We start from the raw sequence: 17,646 nt of genomic DNA, 5'->3' as shown, positions 1-17,646 counted from the left end.
CGAACGTCGCGCCCTGTCCGGTCCGTGCTCGTGGCGCTCGGAGTGGGAGCGGCGCTGCTCGCCCCGGTGACGTCAGCGCACGCGGCCGAGACGCCCCCGTGGTCGTCGTACCTCTGGCAGGCGGGGGCGGTCTGCACCTACGACGTGACTTACACGACCGCTCCGGACGTCTTCGTCAGCGGCCCGACGGAGTTCACCGTCCGGGTGCACGAGCGCACCAGCACGGCGGTCACGGTCGGCGACATCGCCGCGGGTGACGGTTCCAGGTGGCAGATGACCGCCGGCGGCGGCCTGCTCGCCACCAGCCGGTTCCGTTACGGGGCGGGGGCGCCGAAGGTCGTGATGGTGGATCGTCAGGAGTACCCCACGGTCGAGCAGGTGCGTGCCCGTCAGGGGGCGACCCGGGGCACGAGCATCGTCAGGACCACCTACGGCCGCAAGGCGGCCAGGAAGTTACTGACGTCGGGACGGACGCTCGTGGCGACCGGCACCTTCGTGGTGACCGGGCTGGGGGAGAGGACGATCACCCTGCCGAGCGGACCGGTCACCGCGATCGGAGTGAAGACGACCCTGCGGTCGGTCGCCATCAAGCATGCGAAGAGGTCCCGGCGCGCCGCCCTGAAGCGGGACTACCGCGATCTGTTCCGGGAGTCGGCCGGACAGGAGTGGTGGAGCGAGGGTCGGGGCTACGTGCTCCGGATCAGCGGCACGGCGCGGAGCATCAGCACCGGCACCCAGCGTTCCTGCGCCTGACTCAGCGCGGCACCCGGATCAGCAGCCGACCGTGGATGTTCCGCATCACCAGCTCACGCCCCTCCCCGACGGTGTCGCCGTCGAGCTGGCGCGGGGTGTCCCGGTCGGCGCGGATGGTCACCTCGCGACCCGTCCACCGGTTGACCAGGTCGTCGGTGTGCGGGCGCTTGGCCAGGATGCGGAAGGCGAGCGGCAGCCAGGACCAGAACCGGCGCGGGTGCAGCAGCACGACGTCGAGCAGACCGTCGTCGATGGCGGCGTCGGGGATCAACGGCATCCCGGCCTGGAGGGTGCCGACGTTGCCGGCCAGGACGGTGCGGGCGCGGTGCTTGGTGAAGTCGCCGCCGTCGACGGAGATCTCGACCTTCACCGCCGGGAACATCAGCGCCTTCAGGGCTGAGAGCACGTAGGCGAACCAGCCGACCTTGGCCTTGATCTCCTCGTTGACGCCCTCCATGATCGCGGCGTCGAAGCCCATCCCGGCCATCACCAGGAAGTGGCTGGGCTCCATGTTGTCGCCGCTGACCTCGACCATGTCGATCGCCCGGTCCTGGCCGGTGAAGGCGACGTCGATGGCGTTGCGCAGGTAGAGCGGGATCGCCAGGTTGCGGGCCAGCAGGTTGCCGGTGCCGGCCGGGATCACGCCGACCGGGATGCCGGTGCCGGCCAGCTCCGCGCAGACCTCCCGGACGGTGCCGTCGCCACCGCAGACCAGCACCAGCGCGGCACCGTCGACGGCGGCGCGGGCCGCCTGTCCGGTGCCGGAGTCCTCGACCGTGGTCAGGTAGAACCGGGGCTCGTCCCAGCCACTGGCCGCGGCGATCTCACGCACCGTCTCCTGGAAGACGGAGACCGACTCGACCTTGATCGGGTTGAGCACGACCGCGCACCGCCGGTCGGTCGGCGCCGGGGCCGGCAGGGCCAGCGGGGCGATCACGGCGGTGAGCCGTGGGATGGGCGAGTACGCCGACAGCGTCAGCAGCACGATGGCGGCACCGATCAGGGCCCCGGCCGCGACGTCGGTGAGATGGTGACGGCCCAGCAGCAGCCGGTCGAAGCCCACGATCACCACCGCAGCGACACAGAGGGTGCTGAGCAGCCGGCGCAGCCCCTTCTTCCTGACGAAGACGACGATCAGCACGATGCAGGTGCCGAAGAAGGCCGCCGCGTGCACGGTGTGACCGCTGGGGAAGGAGCCGTTGCCGGTGTAGAGCGCGGTGGTGTCCTGCCAGGCGGGCCGAGCCCGGCCGACGAGGTGCTTGAGCAGCGGCGAGACCCCGGCGGCGATCAGGTTCACCAGCGCGGCGAAGAGCGCCGCCCGCCGGTAGCCCTTGACCAGCAGGCTGGCCACCAGGATCAGGTTGAAGGCCAGCATCGGCCAGAACTCGAAGGCCAGCTCGAGGAAGCGTCCCAGGCCGTGCCAGAACCCCTGGTGGACGACGAGGCCCTTGAAGGACTCATCGAGGGAGTCGGTCGCTCCGGTGGAGACGAGGACCCAGATCAGCAGGGTGGCGGCGAGGCAGATCGTGCCCCAGCTCAGCGTGAGGAGGCGGGATCGCACCACTGAAGGATAAGCCGAGGGCCCCCTCCACGAAGACCCGACGAATCAGGTCGGCTGGATCAGGATGCTGAAGCGTTGGGTCACCTCGCGGGTCCCGCCGCTGACCGGGGTGGATCCGGTGAGGGTGACGTCGTGCGACATCGCGTAGCCGCCCGACAGCGTGAACTCTCCGCCCCAGCCCTGGCTGGCCCGGTCGGCCGGGGCGGTCGCCTCGGGGTCGTCCAGCGGCGGAGCCGTGATCGGCTCGGTGCTGCTGGTGTCGGGCAGGCCGTCGCAGCCGCCGGTGTGGGTGACGGTCCGGGTCGGCAGCGTCGTCGTCCCGCCCGGGTCGTCGAGCCCGGCATAGAGCCGGACCAGCGCCGTCGGCGGGGTGAAGCCGCCCCCGCGCAGCGGCGTCAGACCGTAGGAGCCGAACCTCACCCCGACGGTGCTGCCCGCCCCGGGGCCGTACCCGGTCTCGTAGGAGCCGGACTGGCAGGCCTGGGACAGGCCGCTGGCGGCGTACGCCGTCCACGACAGGCCCGTGCTCGGCATCGCCCAGCCGCTGCTGGACCAGGTCCCGGGGACGGGGCTGCTCTGCAGTCGACCCGACTCCTCGCCCGGGCTGGTGCCGGTGGTGCGGATGCTCCACTCCTGGGTGACCTGGGTGAGCAGGTAGCTGCACGTCTCGCCCAGACCGGAGCCGTGCAGCACCTGGTCGGCGAGGGTGGTGTCGCCCTGGTGCAGCAGGGCACGGGCGGTCCCCATCACGAACCGGATCTGGGCGGGGCCGGGGGCACCGCCGCCACAGGAGCCGTCCTGGGCACGCGGGGCCAGGCCCCGGATGACGGCGCCCTGCGCGTTGGCCAGGGCCGCGGACGGCTCGGCCAGGTCGGCGGGGATCGCGGCACTGTCGTCGGCGTACGCGTCGGAGACCAGGGTCCGCCAGCCCTGGGCGAGCCGGTCGGCCCCGACCACGGCGGCGTACGGCGTCGTCGGCGTCACCGCGGCCAGGGCCGGGCTCACCGCGGTGGCGGCAGCGCTCCGGGCGGTCGCGCTGAACGCCGCGCGGGGCGCCGCAACGTCGGTGTCGCTCCAGGTCGCCCGCCACACGTCGAGCAGGCGCAGCGCGAGCGCCGCCTCGACCTGCTGGTCGGCCTCGCTGGGCCAGGCCTTCGCCACCGCGGCGATCTGGGCCGGCGTCGCGGTGGCGAGTCCGACGATGCCGCCGTGCAGCATCCGGACGAAGACCCGCTTGCGGAACGGGAACCGGCCGATGTCGAGCGGAGCCAGCCGCAGGTCGGTGCCGCCGGCGTCGGCGGTGAAGGCCACCAGGGAGCCGACGTCGGGACTGGTGGGGAGGACGAACTGAGCATCGAACGAGTCGGCGGTGAGCACATCGGGGGTCACGAGAGCTGCTCCCAGCAGGGTGGTGAACGGGTGGTGGGGGAGGGTCACCGGCCGGGCCTGGAGCCGGACGCGATCGACCACGGCCCGTCCGGGGACGGTGAAGCCGACCGACGCCGTGCCCGCAGGCAGGGGAGGGATCGTGACGGAGGTGTCGGGGGTGGCGATCGCGGTCACCGGTGGGGTCGCGTCGGTGACCACGTCGACCGACATCGGAGCCGGGGTGGCGAGCAGGCCGGCCGGGGGCGTCGGCGTCACCGGCGGCTTGGTCTGCGGGGTGCGGGCGGTGACCGCCAGGGAGGAGACCCGGCAGTTGTTGGACTCGCGGCGCTCGCGGACCTTCAGCGCCGCGTCGGCACAGGCCCGCACCCGGTAGCGCCCCACCGCCGGTGCCCGCAGCCGGAGCCTGACCCGCACCGAGCGGTGGGCCCGCAGCCGTGGCACCGTCGCGCTCACCGTGGTCCGGCCGACGGTGAGCGTCAGTCGGCTCCGCCTGGCCGGGGCGGTGCCGCCGTTGCGGACCGTGACCGTGAGGGTGAGGGGGCTGCCGGGGTGGGCGGTGGTGGGGCCGGTGAGGGCGGGCACGGTCAGGTCGGGCCGGGCGGTGGCGGCGTACGACGGCGACGGGAGCAGGCCGACGGACGCGAGGCCGAGCAGGGCGACCAGGAGAGTGACGAGGAGCGCAACGAGCCACTGACGCATGTCGTCAGCGTGGCCGTGCCGCGAACGGTCTGCATCAGGGTGGCACCCCAACGTTTGAGGGCGGATAGGCTCAGGGTGTGATTGATCCGCGCATCCTCCGTGACGAGACCGACCGAGTCCGTGCCTCCCAGGCCAAGCGGGGGCTGAGCGACGACGTGGTGGACCAGGCGCTGGCCGCCGACGCCGCTCGCCGCGCCGCGATCTCCGCCTTCGAGTCCAAGCGGGCCGAGCAGAAGCAGCTGGGCGGCCAGGTCGCCAAGGCTCAGGGCGAGGAGAAGCAGGCCCTGCTGGCCCAGACCAAGGCGCTCTCGGCCGAGGTCAAGGCGCTGGAGGAGGCCAACCGCGAGGCCGAGGAGGCCTGGAACCGGTCGCTCCGGGCGATCCCGAACGTCACCTCCGAGGCGACTCCGGCCGGTGGCGAGGACGACTTCGTCGTGCTGGAGACCGTCGGCACCCCGCGTGACTTCGCCGCGGAGGGCTTCGAGCCGCGTGACCACGTCGAGCTCGGCCAGCTGCTCGGCGCGATCGACCTGGAGCGCGGCGCCAAGGTGTCGGGCTCGCGCTTCTACTTCCTCACCGGCGTCGGCGCCGAGCTGGAGTTCGCGCTGATCAACCTCGCGATGGAGCAGGCCCGCGAGGCCGGCTTCACCCAGGTGATCGCGCCCGCCCTGGTCCGTCCCGAGGCGATGGCCGGCACCGGCTTCCTCGACCAGGTCGACGAGGGCGTCTACCGGATCGAGGGCGAGGACCTCTACCTGGTCGGCACCTCGGAGGTGCCGATGGCGGCGTACCACTCCGACGAGATCCTCGACGCCGACACGCTCCCGCGCCGCTACGCCGCGTTCAGCTCCTGCTTCCGCAAGGAGGCCGGCTCGGCGGGCAAGGACACCAAGGGCATCATCCGGGTCCACCAGTTCGAGAAGGTGGAGATGTTCGTCTACACCACCCTGGAGAACGCCGAGGCCGAGCACCAGCGGCTGCTGGCCTGGGAGCGGGCCTTCCTGGACAAGCTGGAGCTGGCCTACCAGGTGATCGACGTCGCCGCCGGGGACCTCGGGTCGTCGGCCGTGCGCAAGTTCGACTGCGAGGCGTGGATCCCCACCCAGGGCAAGTACCGCGAGCTGACCTCGACCTCGAACTGCACCGAGTTCCAGTCCCGCCGCCTCGACATCCGCGTCCGTGGCGAGGAGGGCAACGTCCCCGCCGCGACCCTGAACGGCACCCTGACGGCCGTCACCCGTGCCATCGTCGCCGTCCTGGAGACGCACCAGCAGCCCGACGGGTCGGTCCGGGTGCCGAAGGCCCTCCAGAAGTGGATGGGTCGCGAGGTCCTGACCCCGATCGGTCGTTGAGATGACCGTGCTCGGGACGCTGCCGGAGCCCGGCGACCGCGGCTGGGTTCCGAAGGTGATCGCGCTCGACATCGACGGCACCCTGCTGGCCTGGATCGAGGGACTCGGTGCCACCCGTGAGGTGATCGCCGAGCCCGTCCGTACGGCGATCCGCCGGGCCGCCGAGGCAGGCGCGCACATCGTGCTCTCCTCGGGGCGCTCCGCGCACGCGATGACCCCGATCGCCGACCTCCTCGGCCTGCCGCTGCCCGAGGCCGACCGGCTCTGGATCGTCGCCTCCAACGGCGCCGTCGTGACCCGGTACCCCCCGCTCGAGGTCGTCCACGAGGAGCTCTTCGACGCCCGCGAGGCGGTCGGCAAGATCCTCGCCGCCCGTCCCGACGCGCTGGTCGCGGTCGAGGAGCGCGGCCTGGGCTACCGGGTCAATCGCCCCTTCCCCGCCGGGGAGCTGACCGGTGAGCTGATCCCGACCGACATCGAGGAGATGGTGGCCGAGCCGGTCGCCCGCGTCGTGATCCGCGACCCCGAGGCGACGCCGGAGGACTTCATCGCGCTCGGCGCCGAGGTCGGCCTGGAGCCGACCAGCTACCACGTCGGCTGGACCGCCTGGCTCGACCTCGCCCCGGTCGGGATCTCCAAGGCCTCGGGCCTGGCCTACGTGCTGGACAAGCTCAACCTCGAGCCGGCCGACGTGCTCGCCCTCGGCGACGGTCGCAACGACCTGCAGATGCTGACCTGGGCCGGACGTGGCGTCGCGATGGGCAACGCCACCGACGACGTCAAGGAGGTCGCCGACGCCGTCACTCTGTCCGTCGAGGAGGACGGTGCGGCGGTCGAGATCGACCGCTGGTTCGGCCCCGCGGCGTCGTGAGGTAGGGCGGCCGCTGCGAACGAGTCGGTCCGTACCGGCGCTTTCATTCCCAGAATGTGGGGCGCCGGGGGACAATGGTCGCGATGTCTGTCATGCCGCCCGTGCCCACCACCGTTCCGCGCTTGGTCGCGACGGATCTGGACGGCACCCTGCTGCGCACCGACGGCACGGTGTCGCCGTACACCATCTCGGTGCTGGAGGAGCTGGACCGGCGCGACATCCCGGTCGTCTTCGTCACCGGGCGGCCGCTGCGCTGGGCGCGGGAGGTCTTCGAGCACGTCGGCAGCCACGGCCTGGCCGTGATCAGCAACGGGGCGATGGTGTGGGACGTCGCCGCCGACGCCCCGGTGGCGCAGTACTCGATCCCGGCCGAGGTCTCCCAGCAGGTCGCTGCGGCCATCCGGGCCGACATGCCCGAGGTGCGCTTCTCGATCGAGACGGTGGAGGGCTGGTCCACCGAGACCGGGCACTTCCGCAACCGGCGCCTCACCCCGCTGCGCGAGGCGCCGCTGGCCGAGATCCTTGACCAGCCGGTGCTCAAGCTGCTCGCCAGCTGGGAGGGCGCGGACCCCGACGAGTTCGTGGCCCGGGCGCTCGAGTTGGTCGGTGACGCGGTCGAGGTGACGCACTCGTCCTTCCCGCTGCTCGAGATCAGTGCCCGCGGGGTGACCAAGGCCTCGACCCTGGCGCGGATCTGCGCCGAGCGTGGGATCGACTCCGCCGACGTGGTCGCCTTCGGTGACATGCCGAACGATCTGCCGATGCTGAACTGGGTGGGGACGTCGTACGCGATGCGCAACGGGCACTACGCGGTGCTGACGCAGGCGACGCACCATGCGCCCACCCACGAGGAGGACGGCGTCGCGCGTGTGCTGGCCGGTCTCCTCGATCTGTGACGGGTCGTCTGTGATCATGGGGAGCGTGCTTCGTCCTCGTGGTGTCCGTCGGGCCCGTGTCGCCGCCTCCGTAGCGGCGCTCGGGCTCTGCTCCCTGACGTTGGGATCGCCGACCTCGGCGATCGCGGCGCCGGCTGCGTCCTGCCCCAAGCCGCTGCCGGCCGCGGCGATGGCGAAGGCCTCCGCGGTCTTCACCGGCGTGGTCGAGTCGAGCTCGGCGACGTCGGCAGGGTTCGGCTCCCAGATCGCCGTCGACCGGATCTACAAGGGATCGCTGGCCAGCTCGACGGTCCAGGTGATCACCCGCGGTGGCACGTGCGGACTCGGGAAGCTGACGACCGATGAGCGGTACGTCGTGATGGTGACGGTCAAGGGCGACAAGCTGGTCGCCGGCGCAGACTCCGGCACCGCCGTCGCCACCGATCAGCTGCTCGGCCGGGTCCAGGCGGTCCTGGGCGCGGGCGTGGCCACCGGTGCCGAGGCCGCCGCGGCCGAGGTCACGTTCACCCCGGTCGCCGACTCCGGCCCGACCCCGCTGCTCCGCGCCGCGGCCCCCGGCCTCGCGCTGGCGCTGGTCGGGTTGCTGGGCTGGATCGCGGCGCGCCGCTTCATCTAGCGACTTCCGGGTTCACCACCGCCGACTTCCGGGTTCACCACCGCCGACTTCCGGGTTCACCACGCGCGAGATCCGGGTTCGCCACGCGCGAGATCCGGGTTCGCCACGTGCGAGATCCGGGTTCACCCCGGACCTCCTCGGGCTAGAGGTACATCCCGCCGGACGGCCCCTGGCTCTGCTGCTCCTCGGGCGGCGTCGGCTGCGGCTGCACCTGCACGCTCGCACCGGGCGGAAGACCGCGACGAATCTGCTCGAACTGGGCCTGCGCGGCGACCTGCTGGGCGTAGATCGCCGTCTGGATGCCGTGGAAGAGTCCCTCCAACCAGCCGACCAGCTGGGCCTGGGCGATCCGTAGCTCGGACTCGCTCGGCGCCGCCTCGGTGAACGGCAGCGTCAGCCGGTCGAGCTCCTCGACGAGCTCGGGGGCCAGGCCCTGCTCCAGCTCCTTGATCGAGGCCTGGTGGATCTCCTTGAGCCGGGCGCGACTGGCCTCGTCGAGCGGGGCCGACTTCACCTCTTCGAGGAGCTGACGGATCATCGAGCCGATCCGCATCACCTTCGCGGGCTGCTCCACCAGGTCGGTGATGCTGCGCTCGGACTCGCCGCCCTCCGCCTCGTCGGCCGCCTGCGCGGCGTGCCCCGAGGCCAGGGCGGACAGGTCGACGATCCTGACGTCAGGGGTCTCGGACTGTTCGCTCATACCGCCAGCCTAGCCAGCCGAGTTCCGGGTTTCACACGGTTGAATTCCGGGTTCGCCACGCGCGAGATCCGGGTTCGCCACTGCTCTACGACCTGCTGACCCCCCTCGATCCTGTACGTCGTCACTAGGCTCGATCACATGCAGGCTGTGATCGCACGTGAGCCCGGTGGCCCCGACGTCCTGACGCTGACCGACGTCGCCGACCCGGTCCTCGCCCCCGGTGAGGTCCTGATCGAGGTGGCCGCTGCGGGCCTCAACCGTGCGGATCTGCTCCAGCGCCAGGGGTTCTACCCGCCGCCGCCCGGTGCTTCCGACGTCCTCGGCATGGAGTGCAGCGGCACGATCGCTGCGCTCGGCGAAGGCGTCACCGGCTGGTCGGTGGGCGATGAGGTCTGCGCCCTGCTGGCGGGCGGCGGCTATGCCTCGCGGGTCGCCGTACCGGCTGGGCAGGTGATGCCGCTGCCGGACGGCGTCGATGTCGTGACCGCTGCCGCGCTGCCGGAGGTGGCCGCGACGGTGTGGTCCAACATCGTGATGCACGCCGGACTCGCAGCCGGCGACCGGTTCCTGGTGCACGGCGGCGCCGGTGGGATCGGGTCGTTCGCGATCCAGCTCGCCCACGCTCTCGGCGCCTCGGTCGCTACCACCGTCGGCTCGGAGGCGAAGGCGGCGTACTGTCGCGACCTCGGCGCTGATCTGACGATCGACTACCGCGACGAGGAGTTCGAGGAGATCCTGCGCGGCCTCGGCGGCGCCGACGTCATCCTCGACAACATGGGCGCGAAGTACCTCGCGCGCAACGTCACCGCGCTCGCCGACGGTGGCCGGTTGGTCATCATCGGCATGCAGGGCGGCACCCGCGCCGAGGTCGACATCAACGCACTGATGCGCAAGCGCGGCTCCGTCATCGGTACGACGTTGCGCTCACGCCCCGTCGACGGGCCGATGGGCAAGGCGGCCATCTGCGCTGCTGTCGTGGAGCATGTCTGGCCGCTGATCGCGTCGGGAGACGTCGTACCCCAGGTGGGCAGGACCTTCCCGATGGCCGAGGCGAGCCAGGCACATGCGTTCATGGAGTCCGGCGACCACACCGGGAAGATCCTGCTGCTGGCCTGAGCGTGGCGAACCCGGATCTGGACCGTGGCGAACCCGGATCTGGACGGTGGTGAACCCGGAAGTCGGCGGTGGTGAACCCGGAAGTCGGTCAGGCCTCGTCCAGATCCCGGAGATCACCCCAGGTGTCGATGTCGCGGTGCTCGGCACCCACGGCCGGGACCTCGACCAGGGTCAGCCCGGCGAGCAGGTGGCTCATCGCCATCGCGTGCTGCTCCTCGTAGCTCGGCCGTGACTCCAGCAGCCGGTCGCGCTTGACCACCATCGCCCACTGGTGGCGTCCGGCGGGGTCGATCAGGACCGCACCGTCGGCGCCCTCGGCGGCATCGGTCAGCCGCCGCATCGTCCCCATCGTCAGGTGCGGCATGTCGACCGGCAGTACCCCTAGGTAGCCCGGCCGGCTCAGCAGCGCGTCGACCCCGGTCAGCAACGCCGCCACCGGACCGCCGAAGCGCGGGTGCTCGCGGGTGAAGGTGACAGGGCGCTCGGTGGGCACCTGGTCCCCGACCACGACGACCTCGCGCGCGTCGATGCAGGCGTCCAACGTCCACTCCAGGAGGGTGCGGCCGCTGACCTCGATCCCCGCCTTGTCGACACCGTCGAGACGGCTGCCGCGCCCGCCGGCGAGGATGATCGCGGCCCAGGTCTCCAGCATCCCGTCACCCTAGGCGCATCGACGGCTCTTGCACATGGGGACCACTGGTCCGTTTCACCTAGGCTGGAACCTATGACGCGGTGGGAGAAGATCGATCTCGCGCTGGTCCAGGCCGCGGCCGGCCTGGAGCCGGCGGCCAACACCGCGCGGCTCGACGAGCTGGCCCCGACCGGCGCGGACCTGGTCGTCTTCCCGGAGGTCTTCCAGCGTGACTTCGGTCCGGTGGGCGACGATCTGGCGCCGTACGCCGAGCACCTGGACGGTCGGTTCGGGACCGAGCTCGCCCGGGTCGCCGCCGAGCGTGCCACCACCGTCGTGGCCGGGATGGTCGAGCCCGTCGAGGGCTCGCCCGAGCGGCCGTACAACACCCTGCTGGCGGTCGACGGCACCGCTACCGGCGCGGGGCGCCGGCGGGCGTACCGCAAGATCCACCTCTACGACTCGTTCGGCTACCGCGAGTCCGACCGCCTCACCGCGGGGCCGATCGAGCCCGTCCTGCTCGACGTAGCGGGCGCGAGCGTCGGCCTGATGACCTGCTACGACCTGCGCTTCCCCGAGCTGGCGCGTGCCCTGGTCGACGCCGGGGCGGAGATCCTGGTGGTGCCGGCGGCGTGGGTGGCCGGCGAGCGGAAGGTCGACCACTGGCGCACGCTGCTGCGCGCCCGCGCGATCGAGAACACCGTCTTCGTCGCGGCCTGCGGGCAGCCCGCGCCGCGTTACAGCGGCCACTCGATGGTGGTCGATCCGCTCGGTGACGTCCTCGCCGAGGCCGGTGCGGGGGAGGAGATCGTGACCGCCACGATCGTGCGCTCGACCCTCGACGAGGCCCGTAGCGTCAATCCGTCCCTCGCCAATCGACGGATGTAAGGTCGCGGATCGTGAGTGAACCTGCTGGTCGACGTCGGGCTGTCTCCGGCTCGTCGCGCCGAGGGGGCGGCCTCTTCGGCGGTTCCAAGTCGAAGACGGCCAAGGGCGGCAAGCGCGCCGCCCGGCCGACCGACACCCAGTCGATCCCGGCCTTCGTCGAGTACGACGTCCCCGGGACGCCCGCCGAGGCGTCGCAGCCCGCCCAGGCCACCCAGCCCACCCAGCCTGCCCAGCCCGAGCCGCACCGGACGGCCCAGACCGAGCCTGCGCAGCCCCCGCAGCCCACCCAGCCCCCGCAGCCGACTCCGGTCAGCCCTGCCACCCGAGCCACGCCGGTCACGCCCGCGCCGACACCGCCCTCACCCCAGGCCGCGCCCCAGCCCACACCCCAGGCAGTGACGCCGCCCGCGCCCACCCCGCCCCAGCCCGTCACGCCCGCTCCCACCCCGCGTCCGGCCCGGCAGAGCCGCGCCCCGCGCCAGCCCCGTCCGGCGGCATCGGCCCGCCCGGCCCGCCAGGTCTCACCACGCCCGGCCACCGTCGCGCCGGTCTCCGCCCTGGAGCTCGTGCTCTGGACGCTGACGCTCGCCCTCGGCTTCGCCCTGCTGATCGTCGGCAACGGCCTGGACCGGGGCCCGCAGTGGCTCGGCGGTGCGGGCAGCCTGGTGATCACGATCGCCTACATCTGGGTGCTGGTCTCGCGTACCGGCGGGCGCCCCTTGATCTTCTGCGCGGTGACCCTGGTCGGAGGGGTCGCGACCTTGATCGCCGACAGACCCGAGCTCAACACCGGGGCGGCGGCGGTGGTCGCCGCGGCCTCGGCGGTGCTCGGCGTCGTCATCACCGTGCCCGCGGTTCGCGTGCTGGCCGCGTTCCGGGAGGCCTTTCTGGCGATCCTGGTCGCCTGCGGCGGAGCCGTCGCAGCCCTGGGCTGGCGCCCCGAGGTCGATCTCGGCCGCTTCGAGTACGCCGTCCTGGTGATGTCCCTGGTCTGCGCCTTCACCCTCGTCTACCGGCTGGGTGCCGGGCTGCACGGTCTGGGCCGTCGGGGCGTGGTGATCGTGCTCTTCGGTGCCGGTGTCCTGGTCCTGACCCTGCTGTACGCCGAGGCGCTGCGGCACTGGGCCAACGTCAGCCTGGTCGGCTCGGCGCTCGACGTCGTGGACTGGTGCCGCACCCACATCGGTGCGTTCCCGCGGCCGCTGGAGGCGGTCCTGGGCGTGCCTGCGCTGGCCTGGGGCACGCATATGCGCGCCCGCCGCCGACAGGGCTGGTGGGTCTGCGCGTTCGGTGCGGCGGGCACCTCGGCCGTCGCGGTCTCGCTGATGAACACCGACCTCGGCGTGATCGAGGTGGCGCTCTCGATCGGCTACGGGCTGGTGATCGGTCTGGTGGTCGGCTTCGTGATCATCAGGATCGACCTGGCCCTGACCGGCTCGGGTCGCGGCCGTCCGGCGGTCGGCCGTCGGGGCCGTCGGAGCGAGGAGCGCGAGAACGCGGTGCGACCGGAGCCCAAACGCACCGGCGCATTGTTGTAGGAATCGTCAACGGGTTGGCCCGGGGTGCGGTCCTAGCGTCTATTCCATGTCACGTCAGGGAGGACGCCAGTTCATCGCGGCCGAGCTCGTCGCCGTCGTACTCGCGGTCGAGGTCACCGAGGGTCAGCGCGTCGAAGCAGGGGACACCCTGGTGCTGCTGGAGTCGATGAAGATGGAGATCCCGGTCCTGGCCGAGGCTCCGGGTGTCGTCGAGCTGATCAAGGTCGCCTCCGGCGACCAGGTCCAGGACGGCGACACCCTCGTCGTCCTCGCCTGATCCGGGGCGCCTGACCAGCGCCACCCGACCCGCGCCCCCCCCGACTCCACTCAGCCCAGCCCCACCCGACTCCGCTCAGCCCAGCCGGCCGAGCGGTGCCACCGCCGCCCCGACCTCCTCGCAGACCCAGTGCGGGTCGGGGCCGCCGAGCTCGGGGTCGATCCGCAACGCGTGCAGGGGGAGCGTCTCGTGCTCCTCGTCGGCGAGGCGGCACAGCGGCCACAGGCCGAGCGCGTCCTGCACGTCCTGGGCGACCAGCCCGGCGATGAACTCCGCTCCGGCGGGCCACTGCTCCACCCACCAGCGGCGCTGGGAGCAGGCCTCCTCCAGGATGCTCACGGCGGCCGCGTCGGCGCATCCGGAGGTGGTCAGGTCGGCCAGGACCTCCGAGCGGGCCCGGAGGATGACGGTATCGAGGGCGGCGTCGTCCATCCGTCCATTGTGCCGGTACCCTACTGACGTTCAGGGTGGTTGGCAGAGTGGTCGATTGCGTCGGTCTTGAAAACCGAAGATGCGAAAGCATCCGGGGGTTCGAATCCCTCATCACCCGCATGGTTGCTGACACGACGTACTACCGACTCGCGCCCCAGGTCCGGGTGCGGTTTCTCGGGCTCTACCTCGTCGTGCTGGCGTTGCTCGTCTTCGTGCTCACGGTCGTGCTGGTTGCGGTCGACCTCACCCCCGATGTGATCCTCGCCGTCGCCGTCCTGGGCCTGATCGGCCTGGGCGTCTTCGGCTGGTGGCTGAACAAGCGGGCCTGGATCGTGCGCGCCACCGCCGACGGCTACGAGGTCCGGCTGGTCCGCTCGGCGGGCACCAAGGCAGGGCGCTGGGCCAGCGTGGAGGACGCCGTCACGACCTCGCCGCACGGCATCGACTGCCTGGTGCTGCGGCTCAAGGACGGCACCGTGACGACGATCCCGGTCGATCTGCTGGAGATCCCGAAGGACGACTTCGTCCGCGAGCTGCAGGGCTTCCTGCAACAGGGCCAGCTGCGCAAGTAAGGTCCGTTCCCGCACCCCTGTTAGGGGTGCGTTAAGGCGCGTTAGTGACGCGTTAGAACCCCGCCCGGGGCACGTCGGCGGGCCTGGAATGGCCCTATGACTACATCGATCCATCCGCGTCTGTCAGACGACGCGGGCGTGCGGCTGGGGCTCGGGGGACTCGCCATCGTCGGCGTCACCCTGGTGACCTCGCTGGCGGGCGTGAGTGCCTTCGCCGGTCTCGCCGTGCTCGGCGTCCTCACCGCCGGCCTCGCGCTGTTCCTGCCCCGGGCGATGGCGCTCCTGATCGGCGTCACCGCCTGGGCGGTCGGCGACGGCTTCGTGCTCAACCGCTTCGGCGAGCTCACCTTCACCACCGTGGCCTGCCAGTGGCTGGTGGTCCTGGTCGTGCTCGCCTTCGCGCTGGGCGGCATCGCCGACCCCGATCGGAGGGCACGCCGATGAGTGTCGAGAGCGTCCTCGCCCTGATCGTCAGCTTCGCGACCCTGGCCTACCTGGTGGTCGCCCTCCTCTTCCCGGAGCGTCTCTAGATGAACGACAACGTGGCCGGCCTGATCCAGGTCGGCGTGGTCTTCGCTGCCCTCGCCCTGTGCTGGCGCCCATTGGGCGACTACATGGCGTGGGTCTTCACCTCCGAGCGCGACCTCCGGGTCGAGCGCGTGATCTACCGGATGATCGGCGTGGACCCCAAGGCCGACCAGCGCTGGAAGGTGTACGCCGGCTCGGTGCTGGCCGTCTCGGTGGTCGGGTTCGTGCTGCTGTTCGCCCTGCAGAAGCTCCAGTCCCTGCTGCCGCTCTCCCTCGGTCTGCCCGCGGTGCCGACGCCGATCGCGGTCAACACCGCGGTCTCGTTCGTGACCAACACGAACTGGCAGTCCTACTCGGGTGAGTCCACGATGGGCCACCTGGTCCAGATGGCCGGACTGGCGGTGCAGAACTTCGTCTCCGGTGCTGTCGGGATCGCCGTCGCGGTCGCCCTGATCCGCGCCTTCACCCGGACCAACACCGATCGGCTGGGCAACTTCTGGGCCGACCTCACCCGGGGCCTGGTCCGGATCCTGCTCCCGATCGCCTTCGTCTCGGCGATCGTCCTGGTCGGCTTCGGCGCGATCCAGAACCTGAGCGCCGGCTTCGACGTCACCACGCTCACCGGCGGCACCCAGCACGTGCCCGGCGGTCCGGTCGCCTCCCAGGAGGTGATCAAGCTGCTCGGCACCAACGGCGGCGGCTTCTTCAACGCCAACTCCGCGCACCCGTTCGAGAACCCGAGTGCGTTCTCCAACATGCTCGAGATCTTCCTGATCCTGCTGATCCCGGTCTCGCTGACCCGCACCTTCGGCACGATGGTCGGCGACCGCCGGCAGGGTGTCGCGCTGCTGGGCACGATGGTCACCCTGTTCGTGATCATCGCCACCTCGGTGACCCTGCTGGAGCTGCACCGGTGGTCCTACAGCGTCGCCGGGACGGCCCTGGAGGGCAAGGAGATGCGTCTGGGCGTGATCCCGTCGACCATCTTCGCCGCCGCCACCACGGGTACGTCGACCGGAGCGGTGAACTCGTTCCACTCCTCCTTCGACCCAATCGGCGGGGGTCTGCTGATCCTCAACATGGGTCTCGGCGAGGTCGCCCCCGGCGGTGTCGGGACCGGCGTCTACGGCCTGCTCGTGATGGCGATCGTGGCGGTCTTCATCGCCGGCCTGATGGTGGGACGCACCCCGGAGTACCTGGGCAAGAAGCTCCGCGCCCGGGAGATGAAGCTGGTCTCGCTGACCATCCTCACGATGCCGCTGCTGGTGCTCTTCGGCACCGGTCTGGCGATGGCGCTGCCCGGTCCGCGGGAGTCGATCCTCAACGCCGGGCCGCACGGCCTCTCGGAGGTGCTCTACGCGTTCACCTCGGCCAGCAACAACAACGGCTCCGCGTTCGCCGGCCTCAATGCCAACACGAACTTCTACAACTACGCGCTGGCGATCTGCATGTGGCTGGGGCGCTTCGTCCCGATCGTGCTGACCCTGGCGTTGGCCGGATCCCTGGCTCGTCAGACGACGACGCCCCGCAGCGCCGGCACCCTTCCCACCCACGGGCCCCTCTTCGTCACGATGCTCTGCGGCGTCGTGGTGATCGTGGCCGGCCTGACCTTCTTCCCCGCCTTGGCCCTCGGGCCGCTGGCTGAGGGGCTGTGAGAGAGATGACTGAATCAACCCCGAACACCACAGCGCCGACCACGTCGGGACTGCTTCCCCTGCTCAAGGACGCCGTGCCGCAGGCACTGCGCAAGCTCGACCCCCGCGCCCTGATCCGTACCCCGGTGATGTTCGTGGTCTGGGTCGGAGCCGTCTACTGCACCGTCGAGGCGATCGGCGACGGCTCGTTCTTCGGCTGGGCGATCACCGTCTGGTTGTGGCTCACGGTGCTGTTCGCCAACCTGGCCGAGGCCGTGGCCGAGGGCCGCGGTCGCGCCCAGGCCGACACCCTGCGCAAGACCCGGACCGAGACCGCCGCGCGCCTGCTGCTGCCTGACGGCACCGAGACCGAGGTCTCGGCGGCCTCGCTCACCATCGGTGACCGGGTCGTCGTCGAGGCCGGGCAGACCATCCCCGGCGACGGTGACGTGGTCGAGGGGGTGGCCAGCGTCGACGAGAGCGCCATCACCGGTGAGTCGGCGCCCGTGATCCGCGAGTCCGGCGGTGACCGCAGCTCGGTGACAGGTGGCACCAAGGTGCTCTCGGACCGGATCGTCGTGGAGATCACGACCATGCCCGGGCAGAGCTTCGTGGACAAGATGATCGCCCTCGTCGAGGGCGCCAGCCGGCAGAAGACGCCCAACGAGATCGCCCTCAACATCCTGCTGGCGAGCCTGACCATCGTCTTCCTGGCGGTCACCATCACGTTGCGCCCCCTGTCGGCGTACTCGGGAGCCCCGCAGTCCATCCTGGTGCTGATCGCGCTGCTGGTCTGTCTCATCCCGACCACGATCGGCGCGCTGCTCTCGGCGATCGGCATCGCCGGCATGGACCGGCTGGTGCAGCGCAACGTGCTCGCGATGTCCGGTCGCGCGGTGGAAGCCGCCGGCGACGTCAACACCTTGCTGCTCGACAAGACCGGCACCATCACCCTGGGAAACCGGCAGGCCGCCGCCTTCCTCCCACTTGACGGCGTCACCAATGAGCAGCTCGCCGACGCCGCGCAGCTGTCCAGCCTCGCCGACGAAACGCCGGAGGGGCGCTCGATCGTCGTCTTCGCCAAGCAGCACTTCGGGCTGCGCGAGCGCGCGGCAGGCGAGCTGGCGCATGCCCAGTGGGTGGAATTCTCCGCCGCGACCCGGATGTCCGGTGTCGATCTCGATGGGGTCGAC

The 17,646-nt window shown here is 71.4% G+C and carries 19 protein-coding genes and 1 tRNA gene; 15 read left to right on the top strand and 5 right to left on the bottom strand.

The annotated features are described in order from the left end of the window. The first annotated feature begins 30 nt into the window (after positions 1-30). A complete protein-coding gene (locus Q1V88_RS18790; RefSeq protein ID WP_300683353.1) occupies positions 31-753 on the top strand; it encodes a hypothetical protein in 723 nt (240 codons plus the stop codon). A 1-nt stretch (position 754) separates the two neighbouring features. On the opposite strand, the gene Q1V88_RS18785 is transcribed toward Q1V88_RS18790, so the two are convergent. Next, entirely contained in the window at positions 755-2,314 is a 1,560-nt protein-coding gene (locus tag Q1V88_RS18785) for a diacylglycerol kinase family protein (RefSeq protein WP_300683350.1), read from the bottom strand. Between the two features lie 45 nt (positions 2,315-2,359). After that, positions 2,360-4,402, bottom strand: a complete 2,043-nt coding sequence (locus tag Q1V88_RS18780; protein ID WP_300683348.1) for a CARDB domain-containing protein — start codon at positions 4,400-4,402, stop codon at positions 2,360-2,362. Between the two features lie 77 nt (positions 4,403-4,479). Between Q1V88_RS18780 and serS the strand changes: the two genes are divergently transcribed. The 4 genes from serS to Q1V88_RS18760 all read left to right on the top strand — a co-directional run bounded on the left by serS (position 4,480) and on the right by Q1V88_RS18760 (position 8,137). After that, positions 4,480-5,754, top strand: coding sequence for a serine--tRNA ligase (gene serS, locus Q1V88_RS18775; protein ID WP_300683346.1), 1,275 nt, complete (start codon positions 4,480-4,482; stop codon positions 5,752-5,754). A 1-nt stretch (position 5,755) separates the two neighbouring features. Next, complete coding sequence (locus Q1V88_RS18770; protein ID WP_300683344.1) at positions 5,756-6,625, top strand: HAD family hydrolase; 870 nt, start codon at positions 5,756-5,758, stop codon at positions 6,623-6,625. Positions 6,626-6,708: 83 nt separating this feature from the next. Then, the gene (locus tag Q1V88_RS18765; protein WP_300683342.1) at positions 6,709-7,521 is read left to right on the top strand and encodes an HAD family hydrolase; all 813 of its coding nucleotides are present in this window, start codon (positions 6,709-6,711) and stop codon (positions 7,519-7,521) included. A 25-nt stretch (positions 7,522-7,546) separates the two neighbouring features. Beyond that, on the top strand, positions 7,547-8,137 hold the full coding sequence (locus Q1V88_RS18760) for a hypothetical protein (protein ID WP_300683340.1): 591 nt from the start codon (positions 7,547-7,549) through the stop codon (positions 8,135-8,137). 142 nt (positions 8,138-8,279) lie between these two features. On the opposite strand, the gene Q1V88_RS18755 is transcribed toward Q1V88_RS18760, so the two are convergent. Then, positions 8,280-8,837 (bottom strand): bacterial proteasome activator family protein, encoded by a 558-nt coding sequence (locus Q1V88_RS18755; RefSeq protein ID WP_300683338.1) that lies wholly within the window; start codon positions 8,835-8,837, stop codon positions 8,280-8,282. A 138-nt stretch (positions 8,838-8,975) separates the two neighbouring features. On the opposite strand from Q1V88_RS18755, the gene Q1V88_RS18750 reads away from it, so the two are divergent. Continuing rightward, positions 8,976-9,953 (top strand): NAD(P)H-quinone oxidoreductase, encoded by a 978-nt coding sequence (locus Q1V88_RS18750; RefSeq protein WP_300683336.1) that lies wholly within the window; start codon positions 8,976-8,978, stop codon positions 9,951-9,953. Positions 9,954-10,041: 88 nt separating this feature from the next. Here the strand turns inward: Q1V88_RS18750 and Q1V88_RS18745 are convergent, their stop codons facing one another. Continuing rightward, complete coding sequence (locus Q1V88_RS18745; RefSeq protein ID WP_300683334.1) at positions 10,042-10,605, bottom strand: NTP transferase domain-containing protein; 564 nt, start codon at positions 10,603-10,605, stop codon at positions 10,042-10,044. A 72-nt stretch (positions 10,606-10,677) separates the two neighbouring features. Between Q1V88_RS18745 and Q1V88_RS18740 the strand changes: the two genes are divergently transcribed. The 3 genes from Q1V88_RS18740 to Q1V88_RS18730 are packed head-to-tail and all read left to right on the top strand — an operon-like array spanning position 10,678 to position 13,287. Then, on the top strand, positions 10,678-11,472 hold the full coding sequence (locus Q1V88_RS18740) for a carbon-nitrogen hydrolase family protein (RefSeq protein ID WP_300683332.1): 795 nt from the start codon (positions 10,678-10,680) through the stop codon (positions 11,470-11,472). Between the two features lie 11 nt (positions 11,473-11,483). Further along, complete coding sequence (locus tag Q1V88_RS18735) at positions 11,484-13,010, top strand: hypothetical protein (RefSeq protein WP_300683330.1); 1,527 nt, start codon at positions 11,484-11,486, stop codon at positions 13,008-13,010. Between the two features lie 46 nt (positions 13,011-13,056). Continuing rightward, positions 13,057-13,287: a biotin/lipoyl-binding carrier protein gene (locus tag Q1V88_RS18730; protein ID WP_300683329.1), complete on the top strand. Its 231-nt coding sequence runs from the start codon at positions 13,057-13,059 to the stop codon at positions 13,285-13,287. Positions 13,288-13,362: 75 nt separating this feature from the next. Here the strand turns inward: Q1V88_RS18730 and Q1V88_RS18725 are convergent, their stop codons facing one another. Further along, positions 13,363-13,719 carry a hypothetical protein gene (locus tag Q1V88_RS18725; RefSeq protein ID WP_300683327.1) on the bottom strand — a complete coding sequence of 119 codons (357 nt, stop codon included), beginning with the start codon at positions 13,717-13,719 and terminating at the stop codon, positions 13,363-13,365. Positions 13,720-13,752: 33 nt separating this feature from the next. On the opposite strand from Q1V88_RS18725, the gene Q1V88_RS18720 reads away from it, so the two are divergent. From Q1V88_RS18720 to kdpB, 6 genes are all read left to right on the top strand, one after another. Next, positions 13,753-13,837, top strand: a tRNA-Ser gene (locus tag Q1V88_RS18720). Position 13,838: 1 nt separating this feature from the next. Next, on the top strand, positions 13,839-14,291 hold the full coding sequence (locus Q1V88_RS18715) for a hypothetical protein (RefSeq protein WP_300683325.1): 453 nt from the start codon (positions 13,839-13,841) through the stop codon (positions 14,289-14,291). Between the two features lie 96 nt (positions 14,292-14,387). Next, complete coding sequence (locus Q1V88_RS18710; RefSeq protein WP_300683323.1) at positions 14,388-14,735, top strand: hypothetical protein; 348 nt, start codon at positions 14,388-14,390, stop codon at positions 14,733-14,735. Continuing rightward, complete coding sequence (locus Q1V88_RS18705; protein WP_300683320.1) at positions 14,732-14,821, top strand: potassium-transporting ATPase subunit F; 90 nt, start codon at positions 14,732-14,734, stop codon at positions 14,819-14,821. Before Q1V88_RS18710 ends, Q1V88_RS18705 begins: the two co-directional genes overlap by 4 nt. Continuing rightward, the gene (kdpA, locus tag Q1V88_RS18700; protein WP_300683318.1) at positions 14,822-16,474 is read left to right on the top strand and encodes a potassium-transporting ATPase subunit KdpA; all 1,653 of its coding nucleotides are present in this window, start codon (positions 14,822-14,824) and stop codon (positions 16,472-16,474) included. 5 nt (positions 16,475-16,479) lie between these two features. Continuing rightward, positions 16,480-17,646 (top strand): potassium-transporting ATPase subunit KdpB (gene kdpB / locus Q1V88_RS18695; RefSeq protein WP_300683315.1); only part of this gene is annotated, 1,167 nt, incomplete at its 3' end.

Origin of the sequence: Nocardioides sp. (assembly GCF_030150155.1) — a bacterium.
In the GTDB taxonomy this organism is placed as follows: domain Bacteria; phylum Actinomycetota; class Actinomycetes; order Propionibacteriales; family Nocardioidaceae; genus Nocardioides.
This window is presented reverse-complemented; position numbering and strand designations above follow the sequence as displayed.